Source organism: Psychrobacter glaciei, from assembly GCF_014652895.1.
Classification (GTDB): domain Bacteria; phylum Pseudomonadota; class Gammaproteobacteria; order Pseudomonadales; family Moraxellaceae; genus Psychrobacter; species Psychrobacter glaciei.
In genome coordinates, this window is record NZ_BMZR01000001.1 from 347428 (window position 1) to 372552 (window position 25125).

22 protein-coding genes are annotated in these 25125 nt (G+C 42.6%); 14 read left to right on the forward strand and 8 right to left on the reverse strand.

Features of this window, described 5'->3' with window-relative positions; genetic code table 11:
* The first annotated feature begins 262 nt into the window (after positions 1-262).
* The 9 genes from IE130_RS01555 (at position 263) to IE130_RS01595 (ending at position 8746) form a co-directional block, all read left to right on the forward strand.
* Positions 263-1000: a uracil-DNA glycosylase gene (locus IE130_RS01555; protein ID WP_189580683.1), complete on the forward strand. Its 738-nt coding sequence runs from the start codon at positions 263-265 to the stop codon at positions 998-1000.
* Between the two features lie 75 nt (positions 1001-1075).
* Positions 1076-1594 carry a tRNA adenosine(34) deaminase TadA gene (tadA, locus tag IE130_RS01560; protein ID WP_189582460.1) on the forward strand — a complete coding sequence of 173 codons (519 nt, stop codon included), beginning with the start codon at positions 1076-1078 and terminating at the stop codon, positions 1592-1594.
* A gap of 493 nt (positions 1595-2087) precedes the next feature.
* Positions 2088-2840: a (d)CMP kinase gene (cmk, locus tag IE130_RS01565; protein WP_189580686.1), complete on the forward strand. Its 753-nt coding sequence runs from the start codon at positions 2088-2090 to the stop codon at positions 2838-2840.
* Positions 2841-3128: 288 nt separating this feature from the next.
* Positions 3129-4817 carry a 30S ribosomal protein S1 gene (gene rpsA / locus IE130_RS01570; protein WP_189580689.1) on the forward strand — a complete coding sequence of 563 codons (1689 nt, stop codon included), beginning with the start codon at positions 3129-3131 and terminating at the stop codon, positions 4815-4817.
* Between the two features lie 335 nt (positions 4818-5152).
* Positions 5153-5458 carry an integration host factor subunit beta gene (locus tag IE130_RS01575; protein ID WP_010200120.1) on the forward strand — a complete coding sequence of 102 codons (306 nt, stop codon included), beginning with the start codon at positions 5153-5155 and terminating at the stop codon, positions 5456-5458.
* 86 nt (positions 5459-5544) lie between these two features.
* The gene (locus IE130_RS01580; protein WP_189580692.1) at positions 5545-5949 is read left to right on the forward strand and encodes a lipopolysaccharide assembly protein LapA domain-containing protein; all 405 of its coding nucleotides are present in this window, start codon (positions 5545-5547) and stop codon (positions 5947-5949) included.
* Between the two features lie 72 nt (positions 5950-6021).
* Positions 6022-6720, forward strand: a complete 699-nt coding sequence (gene pyrF, locus IE130_RS01585; RefSeq protein WP_189580696.1) for an orotidine-5'-phosphate decarboxylase — start codon at positions 6022-6024, stop codon at positions 6718-6720.
* Between the two features lie 224 nt (positions 6721-6944).
* Complete coding sequence (locus IE130_RS01590) at positions 6945-7742, forward strand: metallophosphoesterase (protein WP_227676098.1); 798 nt, start codon at positions 6945-6947, stop codon at positions 7740-7742.
* Positions 7743-7909: 167 nt separating this feature from the next.
* A complete protein-coding gene (locus IE130_RS01595; protein WP_189580702.1) occupies positions 7910-8746 on the forward strand; it encodes a histidine phosphatase family protein in 837 nt (278 codons plus the stop codon).
* Between the two features lie 81 nt (positions 8747-8827).
* On the opposite strand, the gene IE130_RS01600 is transcribed toward IE130_RS01595, so the two are convergent.
* On the reverse strand, positions 8828-9970 hold the full coding sequence (locus tag IE130_RS01600) for an FAD binding domain-containing protein (protein ID WP_189582463.1): 1143 nt from the start codon (positions 9968-9970) through the stop codon (positions 8828-8830).
* A gap of 122 nt (positions 9971-10092) precedes the next feature.
* Positions 10093-10359 (reverse strand): 30S ribosomal protein S20, encoded by a 267-nt coding sequence (gene rpsT, locus IE130_RS01605; protein ID WP_010200097.1) that lies wholly within the window; start codon positions 10357-10359, stop codon positions 10093-10095.
* A 467-nt stretch (positions 10360-10826) separates the two neighbouring features.
* Here rpsT and IE130_RS01610 point away from each other — a divergent pair, with 467 nt between their 5' ends.
* From IE130_RS01610 to IE130_RS01625, 4 genes are all read left to right on the forward strand, one after another.
* On the forward strand, positions 10827-11528 hold the full coding sequence (locus tag IE130_RS01610; RefSeq protein WP_189580705.1) for an NAD-dependent epimerase/dehydratase family protein: 702 nt from the start codon (positions 10827-10829) through the stop codon (positions 11526-11528).
* Positions 11529-11616: 88 nt separating this feature from the next.
* Positions 11617-12132, forward strand: coding sequence for a ribonuclease E activity regulator RraA (rraA, locus tag IE130_RS01615; RefSeq protein ID WP_227676129.1), 516 nt, complete (start codon positions 11617-11619; stop codon positions 12130-12132).
* Positions 12133-12370: 238 nt separating this feature from the next.
* Positions 12371-16108 (forward strand): transcription-repair coupling factor, encoded by a 3738-nt coding sequence (gene mfd, locus IE130_RS01620; protein WP_189580708.1) that lies wholly within the window; start codon positions 12371-12373, stop codon positions 16106-16108.
* Positions 16109-16391: 283 nt separating this feature from the next.
* Positions 16392-16826, forward strand: coding sequence for an HIT domain-containing protein (locus IE130_RS01625; RefSeq protein WP_189580711.1), 435 nt, complete (start codon positions 16392-16394; stop codon positions 16824-16826).
* 193 nt (positions 16827-17019) lie between these two features.
* Here the strand turns inward: IE130_RS01625 and IE130_RS01630 are convergent, their stop codons facing one another.
* On the reverse strand, positions 17020-17394 hold the full coding sequence (locus IE130_RS01630; RefSeq protein WP_189580714.1) for a hypothetical protein: 375 nt from the start codon (positions 17392-17394) through the stop codon (positions 17020-17022).
* 163 nt (positions 17395-17557) lie between these two features.
* Between IE130_RS01630 and IE130_RS14440 the strand changes: the two genes are divergently transcribed.
* Complete coding sequence (locus IE130_RS14440; protein ID WP_415635593.1) at positions 17558-18352, forward strand: IS256 family transposase, variant Zn-binding type; 795 nt, start codon at positions 17558-17560, stop codon at positions 18350-18352.
* Between the two features lie 182 nt (positions 18353-18534).
* On the opposite strand, the gene IE130_RS01640 is transcribed toward IE130_RS14440, so the two are convergent.
* The 5 genes from IE130_RS01640 to IE130_RS01660 all read right to left on the reverse strand — a co-directional run bounded on the left by IE130_RS01640 (position 18535) and on the right by IE130_RS01660 (position 25086).
* Positions 18535-19344 carry a hypothetical protein gene (locus IE130_RS01640; RefSeq protein WP_189580717.1) on the reverse strand — a complete coding sequence of 270 codons (810 nt, stop codon included), beginning with the start codon at positions 19342-19344 and terminating at the stop codon, positions 18535-18537.
* Positions 19345-19396: 52 nt separating this feature from the next.
* Complete coding sequence (locus IE130_RS01645; RefSeq protein WP_189580720.1) at positions 19397-20095, reverse strand: hypothetical protein; 699 nt, start codon at positions 20093-20095, stop codon at positions 19397-19399.
* 9 nt (positions 20096-20104) lie between these two features.
* A complete protein-coding gene (locus IE130_RS01650) occupies positions 20105-21481 on the reverse strand; it encodes a hypothetical protein (protein WP_189580723.1) in 1377 nt (458 codons plus the stop codon).
* On the reverse strand, positions 21481-24174 hold the full coding sequence (locus IE130_RS01655; RefSeq protein ID WP_189580726.1) for a DUF2345 domain-containing protein: 2694 nt from the start codon (positions 24172-24174) through the stop codon (positions 21481-21483). Before IE130_RS01655 ends, IE130_RS01650 begins: the two co-directional genes overlap by 1 nt.
* Positions 24175-24252: 78 nt before the next feature.
* Positions 24253-25086 (reverse strand): OmpA family protein, encoded by an 834-nt coding sequence (locus IE130_RS01660; RefSeq protein WP_189580729.1) that lies wholly within the window; start codon positions 25084-25086, stop codon positions 24253-24255.
* Positions 25087-25125 lie beyond the last annotated feature (39 nt).

Genomic DNA, 25125 nt, shown 5'->3' on the forward strand with positions numbered 1-25125 from the left:
GTGGTAGCCGTTTTTTTATTGCTATAATTTATCAACAAACCTCATATCGTTTTTTGTTACCATCAACTTTTAAACCACGCTATAGTCAGTGAAAAGTAATATCGATACATCACGCACTGCTGATACCAATTTTTCTTGCTGTGCTGTGCTTGCGCAGACAGAGGCTACAAAAAATTAATATCAGCAATACCATCGCGTTTCTAGGATATTTTAACTATAGTTGCGAAGTAATTATTCATAACAAATATAATAAGGATGTACCATGGAACTGTTTGACGAACAGCCGACGAAGACCCCAGAGCAAAGGCAAGCGATTTTAGACAATGTACGTTTACCAGCAGACTGGAAAACGGCACTAGCAGATGAATTAACCTCTGATAATATGGATAACCTACGAGCTTTTTTAAAGGAAGCGTACCAATCAGATGAGAGTGTTTATCCACCTGCACCGCTGATGTTCAATGCCTTTAACCTAACCCCTTTATCGAAGGTTAAAGTCGTTATCTTGGGACAAGACCCTTATCATCGTCCAGGTCAGGCAATGGGGCTATCTTTTTCTGTGCCCAAAGCGATTCCCAAGCCGCCGTCACTTAATAACTTACTCAAAGAAATGGCCAATGATATCGGCACCAGTTACTCAGCGCATGGTGATTTAACGTATTGGGCGCAGCAAGGGGTTTTACTCTTGAACAGCTCATTAACAGTGCGAGAAGGTGAGCCGAATAGCCATCAAAATAAAGGTTGGGAGCAGTTTACCGATGCCGTGATTGATGTGGTCAATGAACAAACGGAGCACACGATATTTATATTGTGGGGCAGTAAAGCACAGAAAAAAGGTAAGTATATCGATACTGAAAAACATTTAATCTTAACGGCTGTGCATCCTTCACCATTGGCTGCCAATCGTGGTGGATTTTTTGGTTCCAAGCCATTTTCTAAAACCAATGATTACTTGGTACAGTATGGACAAACACCAATTGACTGGCAATTACCACAATAGATAACAAATAATCTAATGATAAATTTACACTCTCATCCGTTAATACCTAGCCAATTGGCCGCTATTGAAGTAGAAATGCCACTTGCAAGCAGTACATTTTGGTCGCTGCAAGACGTTAAATGGATGCAAAAAGCATTGCTACTGGCTAAACAAGGGGCTGCACTCGGAGAAGTGCCAGTAGGCGCAGTGTTGGTACACAATCAGCAGATCATCGGACAAGGCTTCAATGAGCCAATTGGACGCCATGACGCGACTGCTCATGCTGAGATAGTTGCACTAAGGGATGCGTGCGCGCGTTTAGAAAACTACCGCCTGCCATTACAGACAACTTTGTACGTGACTTTAGAGCCCTGTACGATGTGTGTTGGCGCACTCATTCATGGCCGTGTGGGTAGACTGGTCTATGCAGCGAGCGAACCTCGAGCGGGGATGGTAGGCAGTCAAATGAACTTAGCCATGCAGCCTTTTTATAATCATATTATTCAAGTTGATAAAGGTTTATGCCGTGAGCATAGTAGTCAGATGCTAAAGCATTTTTTTCGTGAACGTCGCCGCGCAGCCAAAAAAAGTAAAAACACTGTCATTAACAATTAGGGTCTGTTGAACATATAAAATATTAGGACTGCTGATCGCTAAAATCTTCCCAAACTAGGCGTAAACCGACGATAATGTCGAGACCTTAGCTAGGTTTACAACAACGTTTGGGGTGGTTTTAGCATCAGCCTTTCAGGGCAGGGCTATTTTTGCCAATACATGGCTAAATTGTCTAACCTAGAATGACTAGGCGTCAAAAATTTCACTGCGTATTGTCTACAAAATAGCCACTGCCAGTGCCACATTTGAATGTTCAGCAGACCCTAAAACAGACATTCAACAAGATATCAGTCTTGTGGCTAGTGATAACGTGGTTTTTTTGCTATAATATCGCCCTATTTGATTGCTAATAAGTTAGTAGTCTAACAAGCAGTTGATAATTAAGTAAATATTGCGTTGTTACTGTTGCATAAGTAGCATTCTAGCTAATGTGCTTTTTAATATAAAAGCAGCCATATAAGCAGTGCCTACTATTAAGTGATAAGTGAGTCCTATGACCGTCTCTACACCTACTAATGATAATAGCCAAGCGCAGCCAGTGCGTTATCCTGTTATTTGTATTGACGGTCCAAGTGGCGCAGGCAAAGGCACAGTAACTTGGCGTCTGGCACAAGCATTGGGTTATCAGCTGTTAGATTCAGGCGCTTTATATCGCATCGTTGGTCTAAAGGCGTTTGAAGCAGGATTGATTACTGCCGATGCTAGTAAAGTGATTGATGAGATGGCTGTATTGCAGTTGACACAAAGCTTAGACATTGCTTTTGTGCCTAACAATGAGTCAGGCCGTGTCGATATCATCGTGAATGACGAAGCAGTGGGTGAGCAAGTACGTAACGAAACAATTGGTGGTTACGCCTCACAAGTGGCTGTCTATCCAAAGGTTCGTAATGCCTTGCTAACGCTACAACAAGACATGGCAACCCGTTCAGGCCTAGTGGCTGATGGTCGTGATATGGGTACGGTGGTGTTCCCAAATGCTGACGTTAAAGTATTTTTGACTGCCAGCGCGGAAGCACGTGCCAAGCGCCGTGTCACACAGCTAATGGAAGCGGGACAAGTAGCAGATTTTGAGGAAATATTAACGACGATTAAAGCCCGTGATGATCGTGATGAAAATCGTACGACAGCACCATCAAAGCCAGCAGACGATGCCTTAGTATTGGATAGCTCGATGCTAGATGCAAATGCGGTTTATGAGCAGATAAAAAAACACTGCCAGAATCAGGGTGTCTGCTTTAATAGCTAATAGAAACAACATATTGAGCACTAAATAGTTTCCTATATCTTTGATTTTAGTATAAAATTATAGTATGTCGGATAAGCAGTGATTAGAACAACGTTGTCGTTTTAATAACACAAGACAGTTGTTGCTAATGAGCTCTATAAACATTGTGTTTATGAATAATGCGCTTATTAGCAACAAACGTTTTTTTATATGACTATGTAGGATATAAAACCAGTATTCCGTTTTATATAGTCATAAATTTGATCCGTACTGTGCTGGACAGGATACGGCTATACAAAGGTAGACATAATGGAATCATTTGCTGAACTATTTGAAGCGAGCATCGAAGAAACAGGTCTTGATATCGAGCGTGGCTCGGTTATCACAGGTACTGTTGTAGCCATCGATAGTGATTGGATTACAGTAGATACTGGTCTTAAGTCTGAAGGTATCGTCGCTCGTGAAGAGTTTTTAAGCGAAGAAGGCGAACTTGAAGTTGAAGTTGGCGATAGTGTCGATGTTGTGGTTGAAGCGGTTGATAACGGTATGGGTCAAACCTTACTGTCACGCGAAAAAGCCAAACGCGTTGAGACTTGGAATTTCCTTGAGAAAATCTCTGACAATGATGAGATCGTTAAAGGTATTATTTCTAGCAAAGTTAAAGGCGGCTTTACCGTAGATATCGGTTCAGTACGCGCGTTTTTGCCAGGTTCATTGGTAGATGTACGTCCTATCCGTGATACCACGCATCTTGAAGGCAAAGAGCTAGAATTCAAAGTCATCAAACTTGATCAAAAACGCAACAACGTTGTGGTTAGCCGCCGTGCAGTTATGGAAGCTGAAAACTCAGCTGAGCGCGAAGAGCTATTGAACAAGCTTGAAGAAGGTATCGAGATCGAAGGTATCGTTAAGAACCTTACTGATTACGGTGCATTCGTTGACCTAGGTGGTATCGATGGTCTATTGCACATCACTGACATGGCATGGCGCCGTATCAAGCACCCATCTGAGGTGGTTGAAGTTGGTCAAGACCTAAAAGTTAAAGTATTGAAGTTTGACCGTGAGCGCAATCGCGTTAGCCTAGGTCTAAAACAACTTGGTACTGATCCTTGGGATAACGTTGGCGGCACATACCCAGTGGGTAGCGTTGTTAAAGCACGCGTTACTAACCTAACTGATTATGGTTGTTTTGCTGAGATTTCTGAAGGCATCGAAGGTCTAGTACACGTGTCAGAGATGGATCATACCAACAAAAACATCCACCCATCAAAAGTAGTTCAAGTGGGCGATGAAGTTGAAGTAATGATTCTTGATATCGATGAAGAACGTCGTCGTATCAGCTTAGGTATCAAACAGACTCTAGCCAATCCATGGGATGAGTTTGATAAGAAACATGAGCGCGGTGATAAAATCACTGGTACGATCAAATCAATCACTGACTTCGGTATCTTTATCGGTCTAGACGGTGGTATTGATGGTCTGGTTCATCTATCTGATATCTCTTGGAACGAAACTGGCGAAGATGCTATCCGTAACTACAATAAAGGCGACACCGTTGAAGCAATGGTATTGTCTGTAGATGCAGAAGCTAACCGTATCAGCCTAGGCGTTAAGCAGTTAAGCTCTGATCCATTCAACGAATACCTAGTCAACAATGACCGTGGTGCTATCGTTAATGGTAAAGTGAAAGAAGTAGACGCTAAAGGTGCTACTATCGAACTTGCTGACGAAGTAGAAGCTTATCTACGTGCCTCTGAGATTCAACGTGACCGCGTTGAAGATGCGACTAAGCATCTAACGGTTGGTGATGATGTTGAAGCTAAAATCATCAGTGTTGATCGTAAAACACGCAACATCAACTTGTCTATCAAAGCGAAAGACGAAGCTGAAGAGCGTCAAGCGATTAAAGATCTTGGTAGCACTAGCACGACTGCTGCTCCAGGAACTGATGCACAGCCAAAAACAATTGGTGACTTGATCAAAGAACAAATGCAGTAAGTTGCTAAGCTATTGATATAAAAGTAATGTAAAAAAAGCGACTCCGGTCGCTTTTTTTTATGATTAAATTTGTATAACGTGATCAGTAATGGAAGTTTTTGCTCAAACAGACAAACTCTTATTCCCATTTATCCTAATATCCGCTATCATTTGCAACATTGAGTAACAATATATCAGTCGGATTTAGTTTTATATAAATAATATCGGCTTATAGAAGCAGTTGTGACTTTAGATGTTTCTAAGTTAATTCAGTATAATGCTATAAATAGTCATCGTAAAAACCAGATTTTGACTCACCGTCATTTTATCCATTAATCAACAGGGCAAGCGTCATAATGCAGCAAGCGATTAACAAATCCGAATTTATTAGTAATTTGAGTGCGAATTGTGAAAATATAACTGACACAGTTGTAGATGATGCAGTACGTGAAATATTAAATTTGATGACCCATACTTTAGCCAATGATGGTCGGGTAGAGGTTCGTGGGTTTGGTAGTTTTTGTCTACATCATCGCCGCGCTCGTATGGGGCGCAACCCAAAAACAGGGGAAAGCGTGCCCGTACCTGCCAAAGCTATTCCGCATTTTAAGCCGGGTAAAGCACTACGTGAAGCCGTAAATGATAAAGTAGCAAATAATTAGTATTGGTCATAGATGTGTTAATTGATGATGCACTCTAGAATGCTATCTTTAAACTGTTAGCTCCATTCAAAACCGAGGTATCTTTCATGCGCTTTTTACTGTTTGTATTACTGTTTTTAAGCTTTGCTTATTCGCTTGGTTTGGTATTAGCAAATAATACTGAGGTTGGCGTAAACTTGCTGTTCTCACAAGCACCGACGATGAATTTGGGGCTGCTGCTGATACTCTGTTTAATACTCGGTATAATTATCGGTATTTTGCTAGCATTGCTTATTTTCCGCGTCTTACAAAATAAGTGGGAAATCTCACGCCTTAACAAGGCCAACAATCATTTGCAAGAGCAATTGACCCAAGCCAATGTCGTTATTGATCGTCAAGCAAATGCACCAACAGTAGAAGATGCGGTCTACGGGACAACGGCGACCCAGACTCAAGATACAGCAGTTAATATAGATGAAGGTTCTACTTTGATTAAGCATAAGCGAGACTAAGCGGCTTGATAATGGTGGCGCGGCTAATTTTAAAAATATAATGCTTTGATAACTCTGATATATGGCAAAACCATGAATAATATAACTAACTCTCCAGTCATCGTTGCTTTAGATAACATGACTTTGGATGCATCCTTGGCGCTAGCTGATCAATTAGACCCAACGTTATGTCGATTAAAAGTGGGTAAAGAGCTATTTACTCGTTGTGGCCCTGATATCGTCAAGGCATTGCATCAGCGTGACTTTGAGGTGTTCTTGGACTTAAAGTTCCACGATATTCCCAATACCACGGCTCAAGCAGTATTGGCGGCAGCTGAGCTTGGCGTATGGATGGTTAATGTCCATGCAAGCGCGGGCTTAGAGGCGATGTCATTGGCCAAGCAGCGTTTACTAGATAATGGTTTTGAGACCTTGTTGATTGCCGTCACTGTGCTGACTTCTATGGACAATCAAGCATTGATGCAAACGGGCATCACAGACGGTTTAGATGCGCAAGTCAGCCGCCTAGCACAATTGACCAAGCAAGCTGGTCTAGATGGTGTGGTGTGTTCTGCCCAAGAAGCAAAAGTGCTTAAGGCTTTATGTGGTAAAGACTTTAAGCTGGTCACGCCTGGCATCCGACTCGCTGAGGACAGTGCGGATGATCAAAAACGTATCTGTACGCCGAGTCAAGCATTGATGGAGGGTTCTGATTATCTGGTCATTGGACGCTCTATTACCCAAGCACAAAATCCTACCGCTAAACTACAAAAGATACTTCAAAGTATTTGAGTTTGAATAGATATCAAGAAAAAAGACAGCCTAAATGGCTGTCTTTTTACTTTTTGATGGACAAGGAAAAGCTGCTACACTACTTAAATTTATGCTTACAACCTTTCTAAAATATAATGGCCATATCAAAAATGTTCATCTAACTAAATATGAATATTACTATTATGAGCGTTTATCGCTAATTAGATTTTTAATAATAACGCCACTAAATGATGTTGGATAATATGAAATTACAGATATTAAGTGACTTACACATTGACAGCTATGCCCGGCAATTGCATCCGATGGGGCATATTCCTAAGACCGATGCAGACATTGTATTGGTCGCTGGTGACACCGCTAATAGTGATAGCGGCATGCCGTGGCTACAAGAGCAAGCTGCACGTTTACAGGTACCGCTTATTACCATCGCGGGAAATCATGAGTACTTCAAAGAAGATGTGCTAAATTTCGATCAGAAATTGGCAACATGGGATAATTACGATGAAACCTTAGCCAAAGGCATGCGCGTGCTTCAGTGTCAGCATATTGACATCGGAGAAGTACGCATCTTAGGGTGTACGCTGTGGACTGATTATCAGTACCAAGCGAATGAGGACACTATGGTCGCTGCTAAACGCTTTATGCGGGACTATACGCAAATATATGCTGGTGATCAGCTATTCTCACCTGAGCTGTCTATGCAATTGCATGCTGAGCAGCGTCAATGGTTACAACAAGCCTTGATAACCGCGAAAACACTGGGCAAAAAAACGATAGTGATGAGTCATCATAGCATCAGTGCATTATCAGTGTCTGAGAAGTATGCTAGCCTACCTAGTAATGCAGCGTTCGTCAGTGATTTATCTGGCTGGATGCATGAAACTTGGGCGCCTACGCTGTGGGTGCATGGACATACGCACGAAGCATTTGACTATCGTATTGGTAATACCCGAGTGATTGTCAATCCACGCGCTTATCCAAATGAGGTGAGTAGTACAGCATTAGCCTTTGCTTGGGATAAAGTCATTGATATTGGTTGAGCCGTTTTTCGTATAAATACGTTGGATCGCTAGCAATGGCTTAGCGCATCCTGAAATAGTCTATCATTCATTATTGGTCTTAAAAGTCCATTCATTATCGCTGCTTATATTGCAACTGGATTTATATTTTGTTCATTCCTGATAAAAAATCTGCTAGGCTTGCTAGCATGAGCAAATATCCTATTAATACCCAGTCAAAACTATCCGTAGATAAGTTTGCGAGTCACACGCCAAGTGCGCCTGCGCCGTCACATTTACCTGATAGTATGATCTCTTCGGTCAGCTTATTACCTGATAATAAGCGACTGATTTTATTTACTAGGCACTCTCTACGCGAGCGTTCTGATGGTAACGGTTTTGCCAGTTATCAGTTGCCGCTCACGCCTAAAGGTCGCATATTGGCCAAGTCTTGGGGGCGTTGGCTAGCAGGACATCTGCCGTATTCGCTCGATGTCGATAGCATCTCCAGTCCGATTGGGCGCTGCATTGACACAGCACAATTGATGCAAGAAGGGGCGGGATTACAGCGTCATATTGCTCATCAATCATTGCTGGTGGAGCCGGGCAGTCTGGTGACTGAACCTGAGATTGCCAATGTCGTATTCAAAGAAATTGGTGTGCTTAACTTTATTAATCGTTTTTTACAAGGCAATCTTGAAGGGACTAAAAATGCCTATCAAGGTGGTCTTGATATTTTATCGCTCTTTTATCAACATCAGCCCCAGCACGGGCATTTGATGCTCGCTGTTAGTCATGATACTTTGTTATCAGCTTTTTTGGCGGTAATGCTTGATGTGACCGAAATCGATTGGAATGATTGGCCTAAGATGATGGAAGGGGTGTTTTTATGGTTCGATGACAAGCCCTTTGATCAGGCGAATGCTTATTTTATCTGGCGTGGTGAGGTTTATATACGCCCTGTTAGTACTTTGTTAGACGGTTACCGTGCTGCTGGCTTTCATCCTAGCAAATTATTGCTGCCACCAAAAGTGAAGTGGACTTAATTTATTAAGGGGTTTTATGCTTATTAAGCATAAATTTGACTCATTCATCTCAAAAATGGAAAATCAGTCGAATTTTATTTTTTATCCCTCTGTTCGGCTTTTACCATAAGAAAACTGAGAACGATCACCCACACTGCGACCCTGTTTCCATAATTGCATGCCATGTGATAGCTGATTGCTCTCCCATGCCTGTAAGGCTTTAGGAACGTTATGACTATGGTCAACGAGTGCCTCTGCCAACGAAATAGCGTTTGCTGCTGCTTTTGCTGTACCCGCTGCTGTATGAGGCCGAGGAATAAAAGCGGCATCTCCTATCAGTGCCATTCTATCGAAAGCCATCTGCGGCACTGTTAAGTCTAAAATCGACTGTACAAAAGGCTCTTTAGTCGCGGCTACTAATTTTTTGAAGGGGTCAGCGAGTACAAGATCTGCGTAGCTTCGCATTGCTCGATCAACAGCAGGCGACATCATTCCTGGTGGCACAGAATGCGTTCTACATTTACTGTTTTTGTCGGTAAGTATATGAGCTAACTCCGTTTTCTCATCATAATTAACGTACCAAACCCAGTTAAATCGGCGTTTTCCTGGAACCAGCGATTCGTTTTCACCAGGAATGACGTAGGCCAAAATGTGCGAGTTTGGAAAGTCATAAAATACAAACCGTTCAGTAAATATCTTAGCCACTTCTGGCGCTAAGTCAGCTTCGTCGATCAAACCTCTATAAGCCACGTAACCTGCATATTGAGGCTCATAAGTGGGCAAAAGCTGTTGGCGCACAGTTGAATTTGGCCCGTCAGCACCAATCAATAAATCTCCAGTTTCACAAGAGCCATCAACAAAGACAGCTGTTACCTTAGCGCCTTTTGATTGTACCTGCGCTAATACTTTACCTTGATGATAATGCTTATCTGGAAAGTATCTTCGCATCGAGCGATAGAGAATATTCCAAGAGGTGAGCGTCTGACGCATGGCCATTTTTTCAATTGAGCCATTTTTTTGCAGATAATAGCGCTCAAGAGCATCGACGCCTAGCTTGTCTGTCGCAATTCCCGCCTTCTTAAGAGCAGTCACGACATCAGCTTGCAAAACAACACCACCGCCTCTGCTATCCAAATCATGAGCAGAACGCTCGTAAATATCTACTTGCCAGCCGATAGAGCGTAATAGTGTCCCTGAAAACAGCCCAGCTAACGAACCACCGATCACGATTGCACGCTTAGTCATTGATTCCACTGAGCCTCTCCTAAATATCTATGTACAAAAAAGAATAGCATAAAAAAACCTTGCCCCAGTATTAGAACCAGTGACAAGGTTTTTTTATGCTTACGGTCTAAACAGGACAAATCTTAAGCTTGAAGGCCTTTGATTGTTTTGTTTAGGCGGCTCTTACGACGAGCAGCTTTATTCTTATGAATAATACCTTTGTCAGCCATACGATCAAGAACCGGTACCGCTTTTTTGTAAGCTTCGGTAGCCGCGTCATAATCTTTAGCTGCGATTGCCGCATCAACACGTTTTAAGTAAGTACGAACCATAGAGCGTTGTGACGCAGAGTTCTGACGACGTTTGGTGTTTTGACGGGCGCGTTTACGAGCTTGTGCAGTATTAGCCACGCGTATCTCCTTGATAAAGACAGATAAAAATATGAATGTTGATTGCAATAATGGGTTTAACAATCATCGGTGACGAGCAGCCTCTCGCCAAACATGATGTCGATGTCTGATATTAATAGGGTATCTAATATCAATAGATCATCGCAAGCGTCAGAACTGTTTGGAATAATTAAACAGCGTTGACGTGTAAAGCCGGTTATCTTAGCAAATTATTGCGCTTAGAACAATATATTTGATGGTTAATGCTCAAAGTAGTTAGACTATTTGCTAATATTTTACTTTATTAGGCTATTAAGAGCAAAGTCAGTTGCCAAGTCATACCTATCACTGACAAAATCTCTTACAATAAACTGTGCTTAATGAGCTCAGTTATCTGTTAATTTAGGTATGATAGAGGAGCAATCTGTCTTTACGGATATGTCTTCTCATAATCATGGATTTTCTAACATTATATAAATGGATAAGGTATGCAGCGAAAAGCAATTATGATTGGCGCGACAGGATTGGTGGGGGAACACCTTGTCAAACAGTTGAGTGAGCTTTACGACACGTTGATTGTGATTGCACGGCATCCGCCACGCTACATCAATGCCAGTATGCGCTTTTATCAGGTCAATGACTTCGACAATCTAAGCGAAATATTTGTCAGTGTGGGTGTTGATCGAACGACAGATGCCTTTAGTTGCCTCGGCACCACAAAAAAGCAGGCTGGCAGTGACGAAGCGTTTCGAAAAGTCGATCATGATTATAATATGAACTTTGCCAAACTATGCCGCGATAAAGGCGTTGAAAATTTCTTTTTATTGTCTTCAATGAACGCCGATATCGACAGTCGGTTTCTGTACAATCGAGTAAAGGCTGAAACTGAGCAGTCAATTAGCGCATTAGATTTTGCGCAGCTAGTGATTTTTCGTCCGTCATTGTTACTTGGCAAACACAAGGGACGTCCGCTTGAAAGCCTTGGTCAAAAAGCCTTTAAACTTATCTCACCGTTATTGTCAGAGTCTTTATCGTTGCATCCCATTTCTGCCAAGCGCGTCGCTAGTGCAATGGCGATGAGCGCCAATGATATTTATCAGCGTAGTAAATACCGTACGGAACCGCTAATTAAGCATACTAATATTATCGAAAATAAGCAGATGCTGGCGATGACCAGAGTGAAAAAATAGCCTAAGTAGTATATCAAAAAAAGTTAAAATCAATCATAAGTAGTTAGGGAGCTTGATCATGTCAGACACGATGCCAGAATCAACCGCAATGAATAAAGAGAACTTTGTGACCTGTGATTTATTGGATGCCAATCCTGAGTCGCAGGTATGTCTGCCTAATATCGAAGGCAAGTCGTTTCATCGTTTTGGTGGCAAAGACAGATTTTGCGGTGAAATCGTGACGGTGAAATGCTTTGAAGACAATAGCCGTGTAAAGTCATTACTGAACAGCGATGGTAAAGACCAAGACGGTAATGGCAAAGTATTGGTGGTCGACGGTGGTGGCTCAATGCGTTGCGCGCTGTTAGGCGATATGATTGCGCAGTCAGCGATTGATAATGACTGGGCAGGGGTCGTGATGTACGGCTGTGTTCGTGATGTCGATGATATGGCAGCAATGGACATCGGGGTCATGGCGCTTGGTTGTATCCCGCGCAAGTCGAATCGCCGCGATGAAGGCCAGACGGACATTGAAATTAGCTTTGGTGATTTGACGCTAAACTCTGGTATGTTTGTCTACGCAGATAATAATGGCATTATCGCTAGCGACAAGCCATTAATTTAAAAACAGCTTATAATTTAAAAACAGCTTAATGAATATAACTCGAAAACCTCAGCTTAACCGTTGAGGTTTTTACATTTAATCATCCTGTCTTTATGTACGAATATGATTTTTATCAACTATTTAGCTGTTGGTTTTTTAATAAAAATGCTAAGTGACAAACCGTTACGGCATAAATTTTGGTAATTGCTGAAATATTCGTATAATAGCTTTCTGACTCTTAACATTGATCCTATCCTTTATGCCTATCACTGCTTTGACTGACGCCTTTGACCCGATTAACCAGCAGTTGTTTCCTATCCAGAATGCCCAGCGGCGTTGGCTGGCTCCTGTGCATGGGGCCGTCAGCAGTTTATGGTTGGCAAGTCTGGTACAAACACCGCTATGGGATGTTGCTGACCGTTTGAAGGTTGTGGTAACCCGTGACCAAAACCAGCTCAATCAGATAGAGACGGAATTGGCATTTTGCGGGGTCGATGCTTATGTGTTCCCCGATTGGGAGACGTTGACTTATGATGAGCTGTCCCCGCATCAAGATATTGTCAGTGAGCGTATCAATCTATTAACCGATATGCCAACGACAGGGGTGCTGCTCATCTCGGTTCAAGCTTTGATGCATCGGGTCGCCCCGCCAAGTTGGCTGATTGGGCAGCATTTTGATTTGAGTGTGGGTGATCGATTTGATATCAACACTCAACGCGGTCTATTGGCAAAGGCAGGTTACCGTGCGGTTGAGAATGTCTTTGAGCCGGGCGAATTTGCCGTACGCGGTAGCATCATTGATATTTTTGCGATGGGTCAGCCATTTCCGCTACGTCTAGATTTGTTTGACGATGAAATCGAGACCATTCGCTTCTTTAATCCGCAAACCCAGCGCACACTGACTGTCGATGACCTCAAAACGATGATGAGCGGCAATGACAGTAGTATGGGCAAAGAGTCACTATCGCTACTGCATAAACTGCCAGATATCTCAAAGCCTATTGAGCAATTCCAAATCCTACCGGCGAAAGAGTTTCCGCTCGATGAAGGGCGTGAGACTTTCCGCACCAACTTTGCTGCCATGTTCCCTAGTGCCAGTAGTCGTAAGTTTGAGCTGCATAAAGATGTGATGGCAGGTATCGCCAGTAGCGGATTAGAATACTACCAACCATTATTTTTTGATTTAAAGGATTGGGAGGCGGAGAGTAGCTTATTTGCCTATTTGCCAAGCGATGCCTTATTTATAACAGATGAGCTAATCAACGAAAAGCAAGCAGATTACTGGTCACAGATTCAGCGCCGTTATGAAGAGCGTCGTCATGATATTGACAAGCCTATTGTCGCCCCTGAATTGTTGTATTTATTATCAAATACTTTAAACGAGCACCTCAACCACTATCCACGCGTGATTTTAAGTGCGCGCAATGAGCTGGCTACCATGACGGATGTCGCTGCGATTGATAGCGATGATGCATTGTTAGAGGTTGAACAACAGTCAGATTCACAGCCACAACTGCCACTTGCGGCAAATAAACAGCAAGGCTTGGTGACGTTAAGCGCGCTAGAGCCACCGCAATTATCAGTGAACCATCAAAAAGCTGAACCTCTCACAGAGTTATTAGAATTTTTAGCGCTACAAGCGCAAACGGCGACACCAGTATTAATCGTTGCCGAAACAGCAGGTCGCCGTGAGATTCTCATTGAGCTGTTTAAAGGTAAAATAGATATCAAAGCTTATGATAGCTTTGAGGCGTTTCTAGCCGCTGATAAAACTACTGGGCTTAATGCTAAAAAGCTACCGCAGGTTGGGCTAACCGTTGCACCCATTGAGCGCGGTGTATATGTTCCTGAGCGTTTGGTGCTGATTAGTGAGACACAATTATTTGGTCGGCAAGTACTGCAAACGCGTCGCCGTCGTCAAAGCGGTGTGTCAGAAGAGTTTTTGGTTAAAAGCGTCACCGAGATAACCGAAGGCAGCCCTGTGGTGCATATCGAGCACGGTATCGGTCGCTATAATGGTCTGATTACACTAGATGTGGGTGATGGCGAGCAAGAGTTTATTCATTTGAAATACGCTGATGATGCCAGTATTTATGTGCCAGTCGCCAATCTACAAATGATCAGTCGTTATAGTGGCGGTGATCCTGCACTTGCGCCATTGCATAAAATCGGTAGCGGCAAATGGGACAAAGCCAAGCAAAAAGCTTTGGAGCAAATTCATGATGTCGCTGCTGAACTGCTAAATATGCAAGCAAGGCGTGAAGCCAAAGTTGGTATTCACTTTAAAATCGACTCGTCACAGTATGAGCTGTTTGCCAGTCAATTTGCTTTTGAAGAAACACCCGATCAAGCCAATGCTATCCATGCCGTTATGGAGGATATGAGACAAAACCAACCAATGGATCGCCTTATCTGCGGTGATGTGGGTTTTGGTAAAACTGAAGTGGCTATGCGCGCTGCGTTCATTGCGGTTAGTGCTGGCTATCAAGTAGCGGTATTGGTACCGACGACTTTGCTGGCAGGTCAGCATGAAGACAATTTTCGCGATCGCTTTGCTGATTGGCCGGTACGAGTCGAAACGCTGTCGCGTTTTGGCGGTAAAAAGCATCAAGATACGGTATTGGCTGACTTGACGGCTGGTAAAGTTGATATTGTTATCGGTACGCATAAGTTATTACAGCCCGATGTGAAGTTTTCTAATTTGGGCCTGATGATTGTCGATGAAGAGCATCGCTTCGGTGTGCGTCATAAGGAGCGTATCAAGGCCATTCAGACCGATGTAGATAGTATGTCGATGACAGCGACACCAATCCCTAGAACGCTTAATATGGCGCTCTCCGGTATGCGTGATATGTCGATTATTGCTACGCCACCTGCTCGTCGTCTGGCGATCAAAACCTTTGTCATGCAAAAAACAGAAGCATTAATGAAAGAGGCTATCTTGCGCGAGCTACTGCGTGGGGGACAGGTGTATTTGCTTCACAACGATGTTGCCAGTATCGAACGTATGGCTGAGACCATTCGCGAGCTAGTTCCAGAGGCGCGAGTAGGTGTGGCTCATGGACAGATGCAAGAGCGCCAACTTGAACAGGTAATGCAGCAGTATTATCATAAAAAATTCAATGTGCTGATATGCTCGACCATTATTGAAACCGGTATCGATGTGCCGAATGCCAATACCATTATCATTGAGCGCGCTGACAAGTTTGGCTTGGCGCAATTGCATCAGCTGCGTGGTCGTGTAGGTCGTAGCCATCATCAAGCCTATTGTTACTTACTTGTGCCATCTATTAAAGGTCTCAAAGGCGATGCCAAGCGTCGATTGCATGCCATTGAACGAGCTAACACCTTGGGTGCAGGCTTTATGCTGGCAAGTGAAGATTTAGAGATTCGCGGGGCTGGTGAGATACTTGGTAAGCAGCAAAGCGGTAATATGCAGGCGATTGGCTTCAGTTTATATATGGACATGCTGGAGCGCGCGACAAAAGCGATTAAAGCGGGTAAAGAGCCTGATTTGAGTACGCCATTGTCACTGACTAGCGAAATTAATCTGCATAGCTCGGCATTGATACCAGAAGAGTATTTACACGATGTGCATCAGCGTTTGTTGTTTTATAAACGTATCAGTAATGCCGATGATAAAGAAGCGCTCACTGATATCCGTACCGAAATGATTGACCGTTTTGGTATATTACCCGATCAAACCAAGCAGCTTTTTGCCATTCACGGACTGCGTATACAAGCCGAGCCACTAAAGATTAATAAAATTGATGCCAATAGTAATAGTATGACGTTGGAATTTGCGCCTGATACACCCGTTGATGCGTTAGCGATTATTAAATTGATTCAGAGCAATGGACAGCGCTATCGTATGAATGGTGCGTCTGGTGTTCGTTACCAAGATGCCGATAAACTGGCAACACCGCAGCAGCGCGTCACTGTGATACAAGAGCTATTACGCTACTTTAGTGAGCATATGGTGACAGAGCCTGTTTAGCTTTGTTCTAAGCAACGGCTTAGCAGGTACAGGCGTCAACTATGCTACGCCAAACGAACATTCCAAGGCAATCAGTCATGGTGCTATTTTATCAACTGGATAACTGATAAAATAGCACCATTCTATATTTAGCCTATTATCTTTATACAGTCGATTCGCTCTAAAAATCATCCCAGCTGGATGCTTTATTTGTCGTATCTTTTTCATATTGAACTGGCTATAACCCATTAAGTTTTTAATTCATTTCCTTTTATTCAAGTGTCATAACAAGAGAACCGTCATTATGTTCCAACTTCATCATAAACTTGCTGCTGATAGTTTCTTAGTGGGGGATTTCCCTTTATCGACTTGTCGTCTAATTAATGATTGCCAGTTTCCTTGGTTGATATTGGTGCCACGAGTATCAGGCATCAAAGAGTTATATGAGCTGTCTGAGGCAGACCAAGTACAGTTTTTGCGTGAGTCAAGCTGGTTATCAAGCCAACTGGCCAAGACCTTTCAAGCCGACAAAATGAACGTGGCAGCACTGGGCAATCAAGTACCGCAGCTGCATTTTCATCATATCGTCCGTTATCAGAACGATATGCAATGGCCAAATCCAGTATGGGGTGTCCCTGCTATACCGTATACCAACGAAGTATTGGCGCAGATGCAACAGACGCTAATGATGGCGTTACGTGGTCATCATCAAATGCCATTTGATTGGCAAATGCAGTAAAACTTAAATGGCGGCTCAAAAAGCATGAGGATGGATCAAACGAAAGGGGTTAGACCACCCAGTGCGGTTTGAGTCAGAGTAGGTATGTAGTGTTGATGGTTGTAATGTCCAGATTGTGTGTGGGTTTGATCTTGAGTGGAGAGTAATAAATATAAAAAACCACCCGAAGGTGGCTAAGTAACATAATAACAAACTAACCTTTTTCACCCTCAAAATGCCAAATAACTTGACCCCAGTTATTGTTTGGATAGTCTGGCATGATGTCGCCTTGCTTAAAGTAAGCACGACTGTCAGATTTTGCTTGCGTGAACCAGTAGCCTGATTTAGGGCAGGGCTGACCAGCTAGGCAACGTCCTTTTGCTTGACTGGTAATTTCAGGTTTATTGGCTTTGGTTTTATTTTCATAATAAGGAGTCATGTCTTCGCCAGCTTCTTTACGCTGCATAAACTCTTCATAAGTTATTTTATAAGGGTCGATAGAGACAAACTCACTAGTATCTATGCCTGTTTCTTTAAGTACTAGTGGTAAAGTATAGTCAGGTTGATCTTGCTGAATCTTCAATCCCATTTTGATGGCTTTAGTCTCGAAAAAAAGTCTAGCTTCAGGAAGTCCACCATAAAGCTTACTATATTCTTTAGGCAAAGATTCATCATAGTTATTAGGGATTATTTGTTTTAGGTGTAATGAACATTTTTCATGCTGACGTAGGGTCTAACGCTATATACTGTCTATATTTCCAAGGAATCAACGCCATGAATCAAAAAACTGCCCTTTTTGTAGTGATAAACACACCAAGAAGAATGGACGTAAGCTTGGCAAACAGCAGTATCAATATCTAGCTTGCAGGCGGCAGTTTTTAGGTGGCAAAAGACCTAATAACCGAACGCTTTGGACTGAATATACGCAAGGAAAACAGACCTACCAACAACTGGCGGATAAATATCACTGTAGTCTTAAAACCATTCAAAGACGCTTAGATAAAGTCAGTATTGAGTATCCAGTTAAACGTCCTGAGACTGCTAATATCATCATGGACACCACTTACTTTGGTCGCAAGTTTGGTTTAATGGTCTTTATGGACAACACCACTAGAACCGTTCTTAATTATGCGATAGTCAGTCATGAAACCAATAGTGCTTATAAGCAGGGAATTGATCATCTAGTATCGTTAGGCGTTGATATACAAAGCATCACCTGTGATGGTAGACGAGGACTGAGGACGTTATTCACCCGCATCCCTTGCCAGATGTGCCAGTTTCATCAAGTGCAAATAGTGACCCGCTATTTAACACGTCGCCCTAAGAATAGTGCCAGTATCGAGCTCAGACGACTTACTTTAGAAATAAAACAGCTTGATAAAGATGCCTTTGTAAATCGCTTAGATCACTGGTATCTGACTCATGAAGCCTATTTTAATGAACGTAGTACCAATGAGGATACTGGCAGAACGTGGTACACCCACAAGCGTCTTAGAAGTGCTTATCGTAGCTTAAGGACCAATAGCGATTGGTTGTTTACTTATTAAGAATATGGGCATTTAGACCTACCAAATACCACTAATTCTCTCGAAGGGTTATTCAGTGAGCTTAAGCGACAATTACACAGTCATCATGGGCTAAATGAGTATCGTAAGTTACGGTTTATTAAAGACTTTTTATGGTCAAAGACACTCAAATAGCATGAATTATGTCTATTAGCGACTACCTTCTAATCTCTAGCATGAATTTTGTCCATTACACCTTGTTTTATTAATTCCAACTCATCGAAAACATCTAAGCTAATCAGGTAATGACGGTTGCCTGTTTCAGGGTCACTTTGCCTATTTATTCTAATATTCATAAATACATCTGTACCATGTCGCAGTTGCCATATTTGTAAATCACTGAGCTGCATCCATTGCTCAAAGTTCAAAGGGTAGGTGTAATCAAGATTAAAGTCATTTCCACCTTCTTTTGTGGCAAATGTAAAGCTGTCTTTAGGGCTTAAACGAGGTTCACTTAAATTTTTAGCATAAGTCCAACCTTTATCTTGTAGCTGTTTAAAGAAAGACATCATTTTTTTATAAGCGTTTTCGTCTGATATACCGCTTACTTTATGGTTGAATAAAAAGCCAAGATTGATTTTTGAGAGTTTGTAATTTGCTTGTTCGTCATCGTCGTAAGCCAAGACTGACATAACACCGTCAATACTTAACTCACCATTAGGATATTTAATAATGACAGTAGGCTCTTTATATCCTGGAAAGTCGTAACCTTGGAAAGTAACGCCCATAGGCTGAGCGTCCGCTTCTTGAAAAGCTTTATACTCAGGGTTTGTGTCGTATAACTCTTTAGCAGTCATGTTTAATGAAATTTCAATGGGTTTATCAGGCATAACAGCCTCTTTTTCTGCTTGGCAAGCAGTAGCTAAGAAAAGAAAGCTAAAGCAGATTAGAGTAATGAAAATTTTTTTAAACATAATACCAAACATGCCTTGATTGCTTGAATAATAGGATTTTATATTTTTATCCTTCTTCACCATCAAACTGCTACATGACTGGCGTAGCTATTTTGGTATGATTTGCCTTATTCTAAGGTTTAGATTTAGGGTTATACAAAGACAAATCTGTTCTATTGTCAAACTCACATGATGTCAAATCCACCATCGCATACTTCGATTGTTTTTGTTGTACAGTACATCCTTTATATTTGGTAATCTTAGGGCTACTTATGAGCTGTTGAAAAAATATTTCAGGGTTATCTGCCCCGCTTATATTTAACATTTTATATACGGCATCTTTATGGGTGTTATTAAACGGTTCATGTGGTTGATAGTTACCTCTTAAGTTAGACATCTTGACAAAATATTTATTATTCACTTTGTCCAACGAGTAATCTAAGATAGTGTCATCATAATACTGAATGACACTAAAAAAACCATATGCAGTCTCCTCAAATTGTCTGTTTTTTATTTGTTTTCTATTTTGGTTTTTGTTAAAGAAATCTCTAATCTTTTTTACGTTTTCGTCAGGTAGGAAAAATGGTTCATGAGCTTGTTTTGCCGGTGTTCTGGTAATAAGCGGAGCCCAGTCTGTTGTATTGAAATCCTCTTGGATCTGGGGTTCCATATCAGAGGATAATACGCTCTCAGCGCTGCTCTTTTCATCCAGTTGTACAGTCGATTTGAATGCTTTACCTGAATCGAGAGTGAGTGAGTCAGAAGAGGTAGCGTCACAGGCAGCAAATAATGCAGTAATTACTAGAGTAAGTGCGAGCTTTATTTTTTTCATATAGACCTCTTATAGCTTGTATATACTGGGATCTTTTTGCATTAGATTCCACTGATACCTTGCAAATGAAATACGTGAATTTGGATTATCGCTTCCAGTACCAAGTTGCCAAGTATAATCCATCACTTTATCACTAAACCCTTGATAGAATTTATATTGGTTAGCAAAGCTAGGCTCAAATATGTGGGGTACTCCCAGGCTATGGGCTATTTCATGAACTAAAGTCTCATAATTGCTTAGACCTGATTTGAAAATTAAAACAACGTTGCCAAATGAAAATTTCCCAGTAGAATAATCTGGAGGTGCTCGACCATTTAAGCCTGTTATATCAAAATCTAATAAAAAAATGTAAGTTTTTTTATGCCCTTTTTGATTAATGGATAAAATATTACCACTCTTATCTTCATGTTTTCCCAGCCCATATTTATCATATGCAGTAATAATTCCATCACTTGCTGATTTAGGAGTATGACTATTCTTCTTTGCACGCTTTATATAAGACTCTATATCAGTGTTAGTATCAAATTTGTTCAAATCGAATGGCTCTTCAGTTTTAATCTCTGCTCTTATGAGTGCTTGGTTGAATGATTTGTATTTCAAATACCATTCTATAGATTCTGAGGCTTTTTTGTTTATACCTGTAGATGTTTTAGTAGGCACCAATACTAAATCGGCTTTGTATGTCTGACTATTTTTATGAACCATCAACTCTCCTACTAAGTCTTTCGAGTTAGCAGAAATAGCGTAAACAGTGATACTTTCATGCTTGCTAAGTGGCTGGTTTTTTACTCCCTTAATCAATATCGCTCTTTTGAGAATATAATCCTTCCGAGCTTTCTTATTAGCCCTATCAACTACGGTAGTTTTATGTCCTCGACTGATAAAGTCTTTAATTGACATACTTGAAGGCGAAACAGTAAGCTTACTTGGGTTTGAAGATACAAACTCTAGCTTCGTATATTTACTGGCTGATAGTTTAGAGGTGTCTCCAATTAGTTGTTGAAGCTCAATATCTAGTTTTACTCCATCTTTATGCATGGATGAGCCGCCTCTATAAACACTGTTAGTGGTATAAGGAAAGATAGCCAACCATGCAGGTAAGTAATTGTATTTATGTAAAAATGGTGAGTACATAGCATTTTTGAGGTAAATATCTTTAAAATTAGAAAGATTACCTCTAAATAATGCTTTGTGAGTACGTTTACCTGTTGTGGGTTCTGTTACCTCTTCTATTGGATATCTGTCAGCATCTCGCGGATAGTCAAAGCCATAACGTCCAGCCATGTCGGTTGGCTGTCTAAAATGAACCGTAAACTCACGACGGCTGATCCTAAGCACTTTAAAAGGATCAGAAGGACCAGTATTACCATTAGATTTTTGACTCATTATTCTGCACCTTTTAATTCATCATCCTGCCAACCAAGCTCTAGATGAACCTCAATCTCATCTTCGCTATTAGAGTGAAAGCGCTCTGACCATCCGTCTTCATTAGTGACACCTTTGAACTCTTCGCCCGTCTGTTTATTAATAGCAGTGTAAGACGTATTAGTATAAGGCTCATCATCGTCATCCAAAAACTGATACGCCAAACTATAAACACCATCCATCAGCGTCTTTTTATCAGGAATTATGCTAGGCAACCCCGCCAACCCCAAACCATCCGTTCCACCACTAGTCTTACTATGCTTACCACCTTTCTCCGTAAACTGCTTTGCCGATATCGTAATATTAGCCCCATCCAAAGTAATACTCGCACCACCCGCCGTCAGCGTAATCTTATTCGTTGCGACTATTTCAACGGCTTTGGTCGAAGAGGCGATGTTTACATCTTGCTTAGCAGTCGCTTCCAGTTTGCCTGTATGCGCTGAGAGGGTGATATTCTCTTTCGCATTGGTCATGCTAAACTGACCATCGGCTACTATATTGAGTGACTCACTACTGACTTGATTATGGCTATCGCCACTACCAATCATCATGTCCGTTTGCGTAGTACTAATCATCTCACCCATGCTTCTGTGAATCAGCGTATCTTCGCTGACATAACTTGTGTCTGCTGCGCTGTCGATTAGCGTGTAAGGTGTTTGCTGATGGGTTTTAGTGTCTTGTTCCTTGGCGATACTCTCTAACTGAGTCTTAATATTGGCATGGTCTTTAACGTTTCTGCCTAGTCCTGTTGCTAGTTGCGTTAACCGCTCCGTTAGATGCTGACCGCCAAGGCTCGTTTGGGTCAGAGTCGGGGTATGCTGTTGGTAGTTATGCTGTCCAGATTGAGCGTGGGTTTGCGGTTGAGTGGAGAGGACGAGCGCTTCACCTGATTTGATATTGATTTGGGCATTGGTAGCCGCATTGATGCCTTGACGTTTGGCGGTATCTGATGGATTGATAATGCCCATTTTTAGACTGGCAGATATCCCAGCACTGTCTACTTTTAGCTGAGAGTAAGCTTTTTCTGTGCGATGGTCAGTCACCCATTCAGACAGGCCGTTGCCCGTGTTGCGATAACCGCTTTCAACCGCTTGTTCGTTGTCTGTGGCAAATAAGCTAGGGCGACTTGATGATAATAAGCTACCCGTATTAATCAGATGCTCGCTATCGCCGATAGATTGCATCAGAGTTTGGTCGTCCGCTCTATGGGTGAAGTGTGTGCCATAGTTAGCGCCCGCTTGTGCCTCAAGGCGATTGATAGGCTGAGCTGGACTATCCAGTAAATAGCTGCGCGTGGGCGTCATATGGTTACGGCTATCCATCTCATTTTGCATTTCAGAGATCCCCGTCATCGGTGGTAGGGCATGCCTGCTGTATAAAGGACCGACCCATGGAGTATCAGCGGTAATGAGGCGAAGCTGGGTTAAATGAATGCCAGCTTCTAAACTGGAAGCATGACGCTGATGATGGCGGCGGCTTATGGTGAGTCCAGTCACATGCGCCAGACTATTGCGTGCCAAATGAACGATATGGGTAGCACGGTAGTGTTGATTGAGCGCACTGTGATCGACAAGCATAAAAGTATCAGCAACACTCAAATCCGTGGCATGGGCGAGGGCGTGATAGACGCTATATCTGCTTTGATGGCTGTGAGCGACTATGCTGGCATCATCAATACTCTCGGTGTCGGTTACTGGTGCAAAGGCGGCTGGGCTGTCTAAAGTGAGTGAATGGCTACTCGTTTGATTGTTTTCTTTATCCTCACTATTGCTCGTCGTAATATCGGCTGACTGGGTTGGGTGTGCGACATTTGCTGCATTGAAACGCTGCATCGTTACTGAGTTTGGTTGGGTGATGACCTGCTCACTGATGGCCAAGACAGGCGTATGGACACGGTCGTGTAATATTTGTTGATAGCATAATGCGCCAATGTTCACGCTGATACCGTCGCTATCGCTGGGATGGGCGGAGGTGATAATGAGCTTCGGCGGGCTGTGATCGTCCGTTTGCTCATGGCGCAGATAAGCCGTCAGACCTTGACGCGCGAGCCGCTCACAAATATGCGACCAGTGACTCATTTGCCACTGAGTCATGCGAGCGGGTATCCAGTTCGTATCATTTTCACCATTGCTGCTGTCATCGACCACGTCCACATCTAGTGTGCTGAGGCGCTCTGAAACCATATTAAAAACAGATAAGTTGGTGTCTATTTGACTATGTAGATGCTGATGCAAGCGATAGGTAATCGGCTGTGCCAGCAGACGGTAATAGCCATAACTGCCATCATGATCCAATTGACGAATGGCTGTGATATGGAGATGACGATAGGTCAATCCGCTCGGAGTATCAAAGCTCAAGGTTAATGGGCTACCGATTAAAGCCGTCAACGGTGTGAAAGGGGGATGATGGCGCTCATGGATATAGACGTGTAATAGATAGGTATCAATACCGTGCTGCTCGTGCTGGTGACAGCCGTTGGGGTTTAGCTGAGCGATGATGTGCGCTTCCTCATGAGCATGAGTCAGTTTCTGTAGCCACGCTCGGTGAGCAGCCATATCTTGTCGAGCACTGGCGTAAGGGGCTTGGCTATTGCCTTCAATCGCATACAGCCTATCAGGGTGCATCGGAAGCACGGTGTTGGTCAAGCGTAACATAGGGGTAGTCCCTCTTGTGTCAGAGACGGCATCATAAGCATCAGTGCTTAGCTGCCACAATCAACGTATATAGCAGCGTTATTCACCAAGGGTAAATTCGATCCGGCGGTTACGAGTGCGTCCTTCTTCATTGTCATTACTCGCGATAGGATCAGCGTCACCTTTACCAGCGGTACTTAGACGGGCCGCATCAATGTTACGACCGATGAGGTATTGCTTAACCGCTTCGGCACGCTTGTTAGATAAGACCAGATTGGCACTTGGGTTGCCCACATTGTCGGTATGTCCAATGATGGTCACCGGCTTATCGCCAACTCGCTGCAGGACGCCAGCCATATCGTCTAGAATACCCAGACCCATTGAGGTCAACTTGGCGCTGCCGGATTCAAACTCGACGATACGGTTGCCCAAGGTGTCATCGATAAGTCGCTGCTCACCTTCTACGACGACCAATTGATTTTCTAATTGGTAAAGATCGGTGAGGCGCGTGTGTATCCGGTTTTGGATGGCTTGCTTTTGCTCAATGCTGCTCACCTTGCCATGCAAGCTAATGGTAGTCCCATGAATATCAATACGACCCTGACGGATATTGGAGATATCACTATCGATAATAGCGGTCGCTACCTGTTGCCAGTTGGTCGGTATGCTAATGTTAGAACGCACTTCGATCTCATCTCTGACGGGCTTGTTAGGGTATTGCGCCTTTAGCTTTTCAAGGAGTTGCTGCTTATCCGAGCTGGTAGCCACGACACCTTTAATGACCACAGGCACATCTTCAGGGCTATTATTAATATGAGCATCATTATGAGCCGCAAACACCGCAGCACTCATAGACAAAGTAACAGCAGCGAATAATAGGCTTTTTTTACGACGTGTTAATTTAGGTATTGTGGTTGAGACTTGGGCTAGCATAAAAATACCTTTTCTAATCTTACTGTTATTGAGAGCATG

Bases quoted from the DNA above. Each gene is read 5' to 3' on its own strand.
- IE130_RS01555 (WP_189580683.1), top strand. From the start codon at position 263: ATGGAACTGTTTGACGAACAGCCGACGAAGACCCCAGAGCAAAGGCAA.
- tadA (WP_189582460.1), top strand. From the start codon at position 1,076: ATGCCACTTGCAAGCAGTACATTTTGGTCGCTGCAAGACGTTAAATGG.
- cmk (WP_189580686.1), top strand. From the start codon at position 2,088: ATGACCGTCTCTACACCTACTAATGATAATAGCCAAGCGCAGCCAGTG.
- rpsA (WP_189580689.1), top strand. From the start codon at position 3,129: ATGGAATCATTTGCTGAACTATTTGAAGCGAGCATCGAAGAAACAGGT.
- IE130_RS01575 (WP_010200120.1), top strand. From the start codon at position 5,153: ATGCAGCAAGCGATTAACAAATCCGAATTTATTAGTAATTTGAGTGCG.
- IE130_RS01580 (WP_189580692.1), top strand. From the start codon at position 5,545: ATGCGCTTTTTACTGTTTGTATTACTGTTTTTAAGCTTTGCTTATTCG.
- pyrF (WP_189580696.1), top strand. From the start codon at position 6,022: ATGAATAATATAACTAACTCTCCAGTCATCGTTGCTTTAGATAACATG.
- IE130_RS01590 (WP_227676098.1), top strand. From the start codon at position 6,945: ATGAAATTACAGATATTAAGTGACTTACACATTGACAGCTATGCCCGG.
- IE130_RS01595 (WP_189580702.1), top strand. From the start codon at position 7,910: ATGAGCAAATATCCTATTAATACCCAGTCAAAACTATCCGTAGATAAG.
- IE130_RS01600 (WP_189582463.1), bottom strand. From the start codon at position 9,970: ATGACTAAGCGTGCAATCGTGATCGGTGGTTCGTTAGCTGGGCTGTTT.
- IE130_RS01610 (WP_189580705.1), top strand. From the start codon at position 10,827: ATGCAGCGAAAAGCAATTATGATTGGCGCGACAGGATTGGTGGGGGAA.
- rraA (WP_227676129.1), top strand. From the start codon at position 11,617: ATGAATAAAGAGAACTTTGTGACCTGTGATTTATTGGATGCCAATCCT.
- mfd (WP_189580708.1), top strand. From the start codon at position 12,371: ATGCCTATCACTGCTTTGACTGACGCCTTTGACCCGATTAACCAGCAG.
- IE130_RS01625 (WP_189580711.1), top strand. From the start codon at position 16,392: ATGTTCCAACTTCATCATAAACTTGCTGCTGATAGTTTCTTAGTGGGG.
- IE130_RS01630 (WP_189580714.1), bottom strand. From the start codon at position 17,394: ATGGGATTGAAGATTCAGCAAGATCAACCTGACTATACTTTACCACTA.
- IE130_RS01645 (WP_189580720.1), bottom strand. From the start codon at position 20,095: ATGAAAAAAATAAAGCTCGCACTTACTCTAGTAATTACTGCATTATTT.
- IE130_RS01650 (WP_189580723.1), bottom strand. From the start codon at position 21,481: ATGAGTCAAAAATCTAATGGTAATACTGGTCCTTCTGATCCTTTTAAA.
- IE130_RS01655 (WP_189580726.1), bottom strand. From the start codon at position 24,174: ATGTTACGCTTGACCAACACCGTGCTTCCGATGCACCCTGATAGGCTG.
- IE130_RS01660 (WP_189580729.1), bottom strand. From the start codon at position 25,086: ATGCTAGCCCAAGTCTCAACCACAATACCTAAATTAACACGTCGTAAA.